Origin of the sequence: Arthrobacter sp. ok362 (assembly GCF_900102785.1) — a bacterium.
Taxonomy (GTDB): domain Bacteria; phylum Actinomycetota; class Actinomycetes; order Actinomycetales; family Micrococcaceae; genus Arthrobacter.
Map to the genome: position 1 here is coordinate 81,690 of NZ_FNGC01000017.1, position 9,250 is coordinate 90,939.

Annotated in this window: 9 protein-coding genes; 7 read left to right on the forward strand and 2 right to left on the reverse strand. The window is 63.4% G+C overall.

What is annotated here, in order from left to right:
* Nucleotides 1–41 precede the first annotated feature (41 nt).
* Nucleotides 42–824 carry a type I methionyl aminopeptidase gene (gene map / locus BLQ10_RS19265; RefSeq protein ID WP_091564620.1) on the forward strand — a complete coding sequence of 261 codons (783 nt, stop codon included), beginning with the start codon at nucleotides 42–44 and terminating at the stop codon, nucleotides 822–824.
* Nucleotides 825–1,540: 716 nt separating this feature from the next.
* Here map and BLQ10_RS19270 read toward each other — a convergent pair.
* Nucleotides 1,541–1,834 (reverse strand): putative quinol monooxygenase, encoded by a 294-nt coding sequence (locus tag BLQ10_RS19270; protein WP_091564621.1) that lies wholly within the window; start codon nucleotides 1,832–1,834, stop codon nucleotides 1,541–1,543.
* A 55-nt stretch (nucleotides 1,835–1,889) separates the two neighbouring features.
* Entirely contained in the window at nucleotides 1,890–2,888 is a 999-nt protein-coding gene (locus BLQ10_RS19275) for a LacI family DNA-binding transcriptional regulator (RefSeq protein WP_091564630.1), read from the reverse strand.
* Nucleotides 2,889–3,053: 165 nt separating this feature from the next.
* On the opposite strand from BLQ10_RS19275, the gene BLQ10_RS19280 reads away from it, so the two are divergent.
* From BLQ10_RS19280 to BLQ10_RS19305, 6 genes are all read left to right on the forward strand, one after another.
* On the forward strand, nucleotides 3,054–4,172 hold the full coding sequence (locus BLQ10_RS19280) for a substrate-binding domain-containing protein (protein WP_091564622.1): 1,119 nt from the start codon (nucleotides 3,054–3,056) through the stop codon (nucleotides 4,170–4,172).
* 112 nt (nucleotides 4,173–4,284) lie between these two features.
* The gene (locus tag BLQ10_RS19285; RefSeq protein WP_090583040.1) at nucleotides 4,285–5,331 is read left to right on the forward strand and encodes an ABC transporter permease; all 1,047 of its coding nucleotides are present in this window, start codon (nucleotides 4,285–4,287) and stop codon (nucleotides 5,329–5,331) included.
* Nucleotides 5,328–6,122 (forward strand): ATP-binding cassette domain-containing protein, encoded by a 795-nt coding sequence (locus tag BLQ10_RS19290; RefSeq protein ID WP_091564623.1) that lies wholly within the window; start codon nucleotides 5,328–5,330, stop codon nucleotides 6,120–6,122. The genes BLQ10_RS19285 and BLQ10_RS19290 overlap by 4 nt, the downstream gene beginning before the upstream one ends.
* Nucleotides 6,123–6,223: 101 nt before the next feature.
* Nucleotides 6,224–7,183 carry a carbohydrate kinase family protein gene (locus BLQ10_RS19295; protein ID WP_091564624.1) on the forward strand — a complete coding sequence of 320 codons (960 nt, stop codon included), beginning with the start codon at nucleotides 6,224–6,226 and terminating at the stop codon, nucleotides 7,181–7,183.
* 470 nt (nucleotides 7,184–7,653) lie between these two features.
* Nucleotides 7,654–8,382, forward strand: coding sequence for a FadR/GntR family transcriptional regulator (locus BLQ10_RS19300; protein WP_091564625.1), 729 nt, complete (start codon nucleotides 7,654–7,656; stop codon nucleotides 8,380–8,382).
* Nucleotides 8,383–8,549: 167 nt separating this feature from the next.
* Nucleotides 8,550–9,250 (forward strand): lyase family protein (locus tag BLQ10_RS19305; protein WP_254785672.1); only part of this gene is annotated, 701 nt, incomplete at its 3' end.

A 9,250-nucleotide genomic window follows, 5' to 3' on the forward strand; every position in this document is an offset into this window, starting at 1 on the left:
CTTCGATTATACCGGGATAATATGACCGGTATAGTTATTGGATGATTGAGATTTTGAATGCCACCGAACTGGCCCGAGCAAGAGAGACAGGCGCCCTGGTCGCAAACATCTTGCATACGCTGAAGAGCCGGGCCACGGTCGGCACGAACCTCCTGGATGTCGACCGGTGGGCCCAGACCATGATCGTCGAGGCTGGAGCGCTGTCCTGTTACGTGGACTACGAGCCGTCCTTCGGACGCGGGCCGTTCGGACACTACATCTGCACGGCCGTCAACGACGCCGTGCTCCACGGACTGCCATACGACTACACGCTTGCCGACGGCGACCTGCTGACACTCGACCTCGCCGTCTCCAAGCGAGGAGTCGCAGCAGACTCTGCCATCAGCTTCATCGTGGGCGACTCAAAGCCCCCGGGCAGTGTCGCGATGATTAGCGCGACCGAGCGCGCATTGAGCGCAGGGATAGCCGTTGCCGGACCCGGGGCCCGCATCGGCGACATCTCCCATGCCATCGGCTCAGTCCTCAGCGAGGCGGGGTACCCGATCAACACCGAATTCGGGGGTCATGGCATCGGATCGACGATGCACCAGGACCCGCACGTTCCAAACACCGGACGGCCAGGACGAGGATACAAACTGCGCCCCGGGCTGCTGCTGGCGCTGGAACCATGGGTCATGGCCGACACCGCTGAACTCATCACCGACGCCGACGGGTGGACGCTCCGAAGTGCGACAGGCAGCAGGACAGCACACAGTGAGCACACCATCGCCATCACCAACGGCGGAGCCGAAATCCTCACCTTACCGACGCAGGCACACTCGTGAGAGATCGGAGCTACGTGAACGCTCTTGCGAAATTCCCCTAGGTGATGCCCGCGAGGCACCCTTCGACGTTTCATAGCGCCGTCGAGGTACTGCCGGCGGGGTCGCCGGCGGGCGAGAGCCCTTAGATCCTCGTCGCAAGGTGTCACACAACAGCCTGACACACAGGGAATCCAGCCCGATCCGGCACCAGTACGACCCGATCCGAAGCCCGAAGTGTGCACAATGTACACACCCCAAATTCGCCGTTTCGGAGCATTCCGGCCACCAGCCACATCCCAGACCGCAGGGGGCGCGGCCCTACTTTGCCCGCCTCGGGAACTGCGCAACTCCCCGTCCGGGGTGTCCGAAAGCCGGTCCCCAAGCGCGGCACGTTCCGCCCGCTCCCCGCCGCGAGAAATTCCGTAGGTGTGAATCTGTGACTCTGGGTTGAGAATGGCGGGTAAATACGCAGTTGGGATGGAGGTTTCGGTGCCAACGTTGTCAGTGCGAAGGACACTAAGTCATGTCCATCAGACAAGTCAACGGTTCCTATCGGCTCAAGCATGAGAGAGCCGTCGCTCTGTCGGCGCAGGCGAAGCGACATGGACGGGCAGAACTAAGTTCCCCACCAACAGACTGTCTGGAAGGGTCTTTCCCGGGACGGGGCTACGTTCACCCCCTTCAAGGGAGCCCGGGCGCGTCCCGTCAACGGGGCCTTGGCGCGCCTTGGTTGAAGGCTATTCCACTGGCAGGAGCCAGGTCAGCGCTGACCCGTCGCCTTCGATGTGGCGGACCAGTTCTTCGTTGAATTTGGCGCCGTAGTCGGCGCCGATGTGTTTCTGGAATGCCGCTTCGTCGCTGTAGACCTCGAAGACAAAGTACTCGCGGGGATTCTCTTCCCTCCTATAGGGAAGGAACAGCTCGTTGCCCGGTTCACTGCGGACATGCTCGGTCAGTTCGAGCATCATTTCCGCGACGCGGGCTTCGCTGCCGGGCTTGACGGTGAACTCGGCGTACAGGGTTTTGGTCATCGTGATCCCTTTCAGGTCAATATGTTCGGCGGACGGTTCAGGAAGTTCCCCGGCGTCAGGCCGGAGGGCGGAGTTCCCCGGAGCCCCTTTGCACCAGCTCAGACGGGACAACATAGGTATGCGGAGGCTGCTGGTCGCCGTCAATCCTGGCCAGCAGTCGCTCCGCTGCCAGCTTCCCGATCCGCTCGGGGTGCTGGGCGATGACTGTCACGCCGGGATCCATCATGTCGGCAAGCGTGAAGTCATCGAACCCTATCAACGCCACGCGTTTGCTTAGCCCGAGCTCTCTCAGAGCACGCATGGCGCCGAAAGTGATGAGGTTCTGACTGGAGAAGATCGCAGTCGGCGGTTCGCCGGCAGTGAGAAGCTCCAACGCGGCCAACCTCGCCGATTCCTCGTCGTGAAGGTTTTCACGGACAGGAACCGTTGAGGTGGGAATGCCCTGCCGGCCGATCTCTTCCAGGAACCCCCGACGGCGTTCCCGCGCGGTCTGGATGTCGGTGCGGTCCCCCAGGTAGGCGAGCCTGGTGTGGCCGCGGCTGATCAGGTGGGCGGCCGCCCTCGCGGAGCCTGCCGCGTTGTCGGTTACGACGGCGTCTGCTTCCACTCCTACAGGTTCCCGGTCAATGAAGACCACAGGCAGGTCACGGGAATGCTCCGGGATCACATACGCTTGGCTCCTGGCGATCGGCGTGAGGATGAGCCCATCGACGCGCCGGCCAAGAAACGCCGCAACAATGGCCTGCTCCCGTTCGGGGTCGTCATCGAGGCTGGCCGCAAAAACCGCGATTCCCCTGGCTCCCAGCGCATCTTCTATTGCCCGGTTGATCTCGCCGCTGAATGGGTTGGAGACACTCGGCAGCAACAGCCCGACGGAGAGCGTTCGCCTGCCCGCGCGGCGCAGGCTGCCGGCGGCCATGTCCAGCTGGTAGTTGAGTTGTCGTGAAGCGCTGAGCACCTTTTCCCGGGTGGCGTCCGACACGCCAGGTTCGTCGTTGATCACCCGGGACACGGTCTTAATTCCGACGCCGGCAAGGGCAGCCACGTGGCGCATTGTCGGACGACTGGCGGAAAGGGCCGGCTGGCTACGATCGGACATCGTTGTCAAATATATCGCTCCTTCTAAGTTGCATCTATTGACTCTCTGGTGTGATGCTGATTACATCGTACATGACATCGTTGTCGAGGCCCGTGAGGGCCTCAAACACCAGGAGATTCAATGTTGAGTTCCAAAGCACCCCGTTCAACGGCCACCCGCCTGTTCGCTGCGGGAGCAGTGCTGACCCTGGGAGCGCTCAGTCTTTCAGCCTGTGGTGGAAGTTCCCCGTCCGCCTCATCAACGGGAACCGCGTCCGGCGAAAAGGTCGGCGTCTCGCTGATCGTTAAGACCACGACCAACCCGTTCTTCGTCGCCATGGAAGACGGGGCGAAGAAGGCCGCCGCAGCCGAGGGGGTGGACCTGAAGCTGGCTGCCGGCAAGGCTGACGGCGACGAGGACACCCAGATCCAGGCCATCGAGAACGCGATCTCCAAGGGCGACAAGGGCATCCTGATCACCCCCAACGGCCCGTCTGTAGTGGATGCCCTAAAGAAGGCCAAGGATGCCGGCCTGTTCGTCATCGCCCTGGACACGCCGCCGGACCCGGCCGATGCCGCCGACATCACGTTCGCGACCGACAACTTCGCCGCGGGTGAGCTGATCGGCAAGTGGACCGCGGCCCAGCTGGAGGGGAAGAAAGCGACCATTGCCCTCGTCGATCTTTTTGACGACAAGGTTGTCTCGGTTGACTACAACCGGGACCAGGGCTTCCTCACGGGACTCGGCATCGACACCGTGGACAAGAAGAAGAACGGTGACGAGGCCAAGACCGGAAAGTACACCGGCGGCAAGGGCGGCGACTACGAGATCGTCGGCAGCCAGGCCTCGCAGGGCGCCGAGGACGGCGGCCGCACCGCCATGGAAACCCTCCTGTCCAAGAACCCGAACATCAACGTCGTCTACACCATCAACGAACCCGCCGCGGCCGGCGCCTTTGAGGCACTGAAGGCCGCCGGAAAGGAAAAGGACGTCCTGGTCGTTTCGGTGGACGGCGGCTGCCCGGGCGTCAACAACGTCAAGTCCGGAGTCATCGGTGCCACGGCCCAGCAGTACCCGGTCAAGATGGCCGAACTGGGGGTGAAGGCCATCGTTGACCTCGCCAAGACGGGCCAGAAGCCGGCCAACTCACCGGGGCTTGACTTCTACAACACAGGCGTCGAGCTCGTCACGGACAAGCCGGTCGACGGCGTCAAGAGCATCACCACCACCGAGGCCTCCGACATCTGCTGGGGAAAGTAACCCACCAGGCTTCAGTGCGGGCGGGGAGGCCGGAGTTCGCTATCGGCCTCCCCGCATTTCATCTACCGAGCTAGCTCGCCCTAGCAACCATCACCGAAGATCAGGACCAATCGTGACCCAGCAACAGACCGCCGGACCGCCCAGCGCCGGGCAGGCCGACCTGGCCGAGGAATTCCTCGACCGCCAGACACCGCTTAGCCGGATACGCAATATCCTCCATCGTTACCCCGCCGTCAGCCCCGCGCTCGTGCTTCTCATCGCAGTGGTGGTGTTCAGCCTCCTCAATGAAAGGTTCCTGCGGGTTGAAAATCTCTCCCTGATCACCCAGCAGGTCTCCGTCGTCGGCACCCTGGCCATCGCCCAGACCCTCATCATCCTTACGGCAGGCATCGATCTTTCCGTCGGGGCCGTGATGATCCTGTCCTCCATGGTCATGGCCCAGCTCGCCGTCAACAACGGAGTGCCCGCCCCTCTCGCCCTGCTCGCCGGCCTGGTCGTCGGACTCGCCGCCGGAGCCCTGAACGGATTCCTGGTCACCAGATTCCGGCTCCCACCGTTCATCGTCACCCTGGGCACGCTGAACATCTTCATCGCCCTGACACTGCTCTACTCCAACGGAGCGACAGTGCGCGGCTCGGCCATGCCGCCCCTGCTGACCTGGACAGGAACCACCTTCCCGGTGGGCCCGGTCAGGATCTCCACGGGCGTCGTCATGATGCTCCTGCTCTACATCGCGGTCGCCTTCATCCTGGGCAAGACGGCCTGGGGCCGGCACGTCTACGCCGTCGGAGATGACAAGGAAGCCGCCCGCCTGGCCGGCATCCCGGTAAACCGTGTCCTCATGAGCGTCTACCTCGCAGCCGGCGCCGTTCTGGCCGTCGGCGCCTGGATCCAAATCGGACGCACCAACGCAGCCAGCCCCAACGGCGGCGTGGACCTGAACCTGGACTCCATCACCGCCGTCGTCATCGGCGGAACCAGCCTCTTCGGCGGCCGCGGCTCCGTCTGGGGAACCCTCCTCGGCGCCCTGATCGTCGGCGTCTTCCGCAACGGCCTCTCGCTCGCCGGGCTGGACGTGCTCTACCAGACGCTCGCCGTGGGCGTCCTGATCATTGTTGCTGTGTCCGTCGATCAGTGGATCCGAAAGGTCAAGTCATGACCATGACTGAATTTGAAGCCCCCCACGTCGCCACGCGCGAGCCCATCCTGCAGGCCCGGAACCTCGTCAAGACTTTCGGCCGTGTCGTGGGACTGGACGGCGTCAGCCTGGACCTGTACCCGGGCGAAGTCCTGGCGATCATTGGCGACAACGGTGCAGGCAAATCAACCCTGATCAAGTGCCTCACCGGCGCCGAAGTTCCTGACACAGGAGAACTCTTTGTATCGGGACAGCAGGTGCACTTCAAGCGGCCGCAGGACGCCAGGGTCCACGGCATCGAAACCGTGTATCAGAACCTGGCGGTCTCACCGGCGCTGGACGTCGCCTCCAACCTGTTTCTGGGCCGTGAAGAAAGGCGCGCGGGACTCCTCGGAAGCGTGTTCCGGATGCTCGACACCAAAGGCATGCGCACCAAGGCCAAGGATGAGCTGACCCGGCTGGGCATCTCCACCCTGCAGGACGTGACAGTGCCGGTGGAGAATCTCTCCGGCGGCCAGCGCCAGGCCGTCGCCGTGGCCCGTGCCGCAGCGTTCGGATCCAAGGTAGTCGTGCTGGACGAGCCGACGGCGGCACTCGGCGTCCGGGAATCGAACCAGGTTTTGCAGCTGGTCCGGGACCTCCGGGACCGCGGCCTGCCAGTCATCCTGATCAGCCACAACATGCCGCACGTCTTTGACGTGGCGGACAGGATCCACATCCAGCGGCTCGGCAAGTGCGCCGCCACCATCACCCCGCAATCACACAGCATGACCGACGCGGTGGCGATCATGACCGGTGCAGCCACCGCCTGAACACCTGTTGCCCCTGCGTCAGTCCGCGGACCGGGTTACCGGTCCGCGGACTGATGTAGCTCGGACAGGCCCCGCCATCAGCTTCCCACGAGAGACAGACCATGGATTACCTCACAACAGCCCGGTACGACGCTCACCAGCCGCTCGACGTCATGGTCGTAGGCGAAGCGCTGATCGATGTGGTCACAACGTCACACGACACAGTGGAACACCCGGGAGGTTCGCCGGCCAATGTCGCCTACGGACTCGGCCGCCTCGGCGTAACCACAGGTCTGCTCACTGCCATCGCCCCGGACGCGCGGGGGATCTTGATCGAAAACCATCTCCGCAGCGCAGGGGTCAGACTTCTGCCGGGATCAAAATCACTCACCCGGACGGCGTCAGCAACAGCAACCCTTGAACCGGATGGCTCCGCCAAGTACGACTTCGACATCTCCTGGGACCTTGCTCCAACAGCACCCGCCTACTTCCCGAAAATACTTCACACCGGATCCATCGCCACTTTCCTGAGCCCCGGTGCCGGCGCCGTGAAATCCCTGTTGGAACAGGCGCACGGACACTGCATGATCACCTATGACCCGAATATCCGTCCAGCCCTGCTCAGCGGCCATGCAGAAGCGAAGGCCACCTTCGAAGAGCTCGTGCCCTTAACCGACGTCGTCAAACTCAGCGACGAGGACGCGCGGTGGCTGTACCCGCAAAATAGCCTGGACGAAACCGCAGCCCACATCCTCCGTTTGGGCACCGGACTTACCGTCATCACCAAGGGCGCCGAAGGCTCACAATTCAGCACCCCCGCCGTCAGCATCAGCATCGCGGCCGTCAAATCGAAAGTTGCCGACACGATCGGTGCCGGGGACTCCTACATGTCCGCCCTGATCCTGGGCTTCCTCACCCGGGGAACTGAAGGCTTCGCCCCGGCCGTCCTGGAGCAGCTTGGCCACACCGCAGCTGCAGCCGCGGCCATTACCGTGCAACGCCCGGGAGCCAACCCTCCGACGCTGGAAGAACTCGTCGTAGCAATCGAGACACATTCCGCCGCCCAATACGCGGGTTCCTGAAGCAGCTAATCAAATGAAGGGTTGTCACACAAGACCGTCCACAAAACGAGAAGATTGCCGCCTGTCTCAGGCGGCGCGCCGCGTTTCGTGATCCGTGTCCGCGAACTACGTAAAGGACGCGGCGTTTGCGCTGCAGACCCAAGATCCAACGCGTCCCGGATACCGCTCCTTCAGCGCCACCTCGCCCGGCCCCCTCGCCCGGAAAATCCTATACTGACGCCGGGATTCCGAATTCGCTTATGCCCCGCCGGCAAGACTGTTCCGCTTAGGCAGCTCAACCGAAACGCAAAAACGGATACTTCGTGAATGGCAGGCCCACCAGGTCGGCTCCCTCGGGGCGCATGCCACGACAGATCTCTAGCATCAGGGGCGTCTTCCGCAACCCTGGGCGAGAGCACCTGAGGCCCTTCCCCTCACGACATATTCGGAACTTCCTTGACGGTCTGTGTGACAGGTGCCATAGTCTTCATATGGACCTGTTGGACAGCTGGACAGCTGCACAAGATCGAGTGGTACGCGTCGGCGCGGCCGAAGCGGTCTTCGCATCCCTCCGCAGCGCAATCGAAGGCGGCAAGATCCCTGTCGGCACCCGCCTGGACTCGGAGGCATCGCTGGCCAAACAGTACGGCGTGAGCCGCACGATGGTCAGGGAGGCGCTGCGTTCCTGCACCGCATTGGGACTCACGGCCACCCACACGGGTAAAGGCACCTTCGTCATCGCTGACAAGGTGGCCCAGGACCTCAAACTCGGCAAATATTCGGCCAGCGCCCTCGTGGAAGCCCGCCCCCACGTGGAAGTGCCGGCCGCGGGCCTCGCTGCCCAGCGTCGCAGCAGCGAAGACCTGGAGGCCCTTCGGGAAATCCTCCGGGAAATGTCCGAGGAAGACGATCTCCAGCAGTGGGTGCTTTTGAACACCGAGTTCCACGTGACCATCGCCCGGTGCAGCGGCAATGGCGTGTTCGAATCATTCCTGTCCGACATCTGTGACGCCATGGCCAACCAATCGAACACGCTTAACCTCGTGGCTGACCGGCGCAAGGAATCGGGTCAGGAGCACGCCCGCATTTTCGCTGCCATCGAGAGTGGATCAGCCGAGGAAGCATCCCAGGCCATGAGGATGCATTTGCACGGGGTCGAATGCGCCTTGGGCACCATCGTCCCCGGAAGCGGAGACTCCAGGGCCGGCCATACGCGCTAGATCCTAAACCTCGGATTTCACCAACCCTCCCCTGCTGCAATCGCCGCAAGCCCGTCGCGGCCTCTTTGCCCTGGAACAACCATGCCCACCGTGCTGGCAGCGGTGTCACTCAGGCCTGCCCCAGATTTTTCCGTCCAAACCCGTCAACGAAGCCCTGTGAGGACCCAATGACCAACGCCCATACCGCCCTGGACACCCGCTCCGAACACGACCTCCTGGGCGACCGGGACGTTCCCGCCGGCGCCTACTGGGGCGTCCACACCCTCCGGGCCGTGGAGAACTTCCCCATTACCGGCCAGCCGCTCTCCTCCAACATGTACCTGGTCCGCGGGCTGGCCGCTGTGAAACTCGCCGCCGCACGCACCAACCACGAGCTCGGGCTCCTCGACGCCGAGCGGGCCGCGGCCATCGAGGAAGCCTGCGCCGACGTCATGAACGGCAAGCTTAGCGAGCAGTTCGTGGTGGACGTCATCCAGGGCGGTGCCGGAACGTCGTCGAACATGAACGCCAATGAGGTAATCGCCAACCGGGCCCTGGAAATCCTCGGTCACCCGAGGGGCGACTACGCCCGGCTGCACCCCAACGACCACGTCAACCTCAGCCAGTCCACCAACGACGTCTACCCCACGGCGGTCAAGCTCGGCACGATCTTCGCGGCCCGGGAACTGCTGCAAGCCCTCACCGAGCTCGAGGACGCCTTCGCCGCCAAAGCCCTCGAGTTCCGCACTGTGGTCAAGATGGGCCGCACCCAGCTCCAGGACGCCGTCCCCATGACGCTCGGCCAGGAATTCGGCACCTACGCCGTCACGATCGGCGAGGACCGGCTCCGCCTGGCCGAAGCCGACCTGCTGATCCACGAAATCAACCT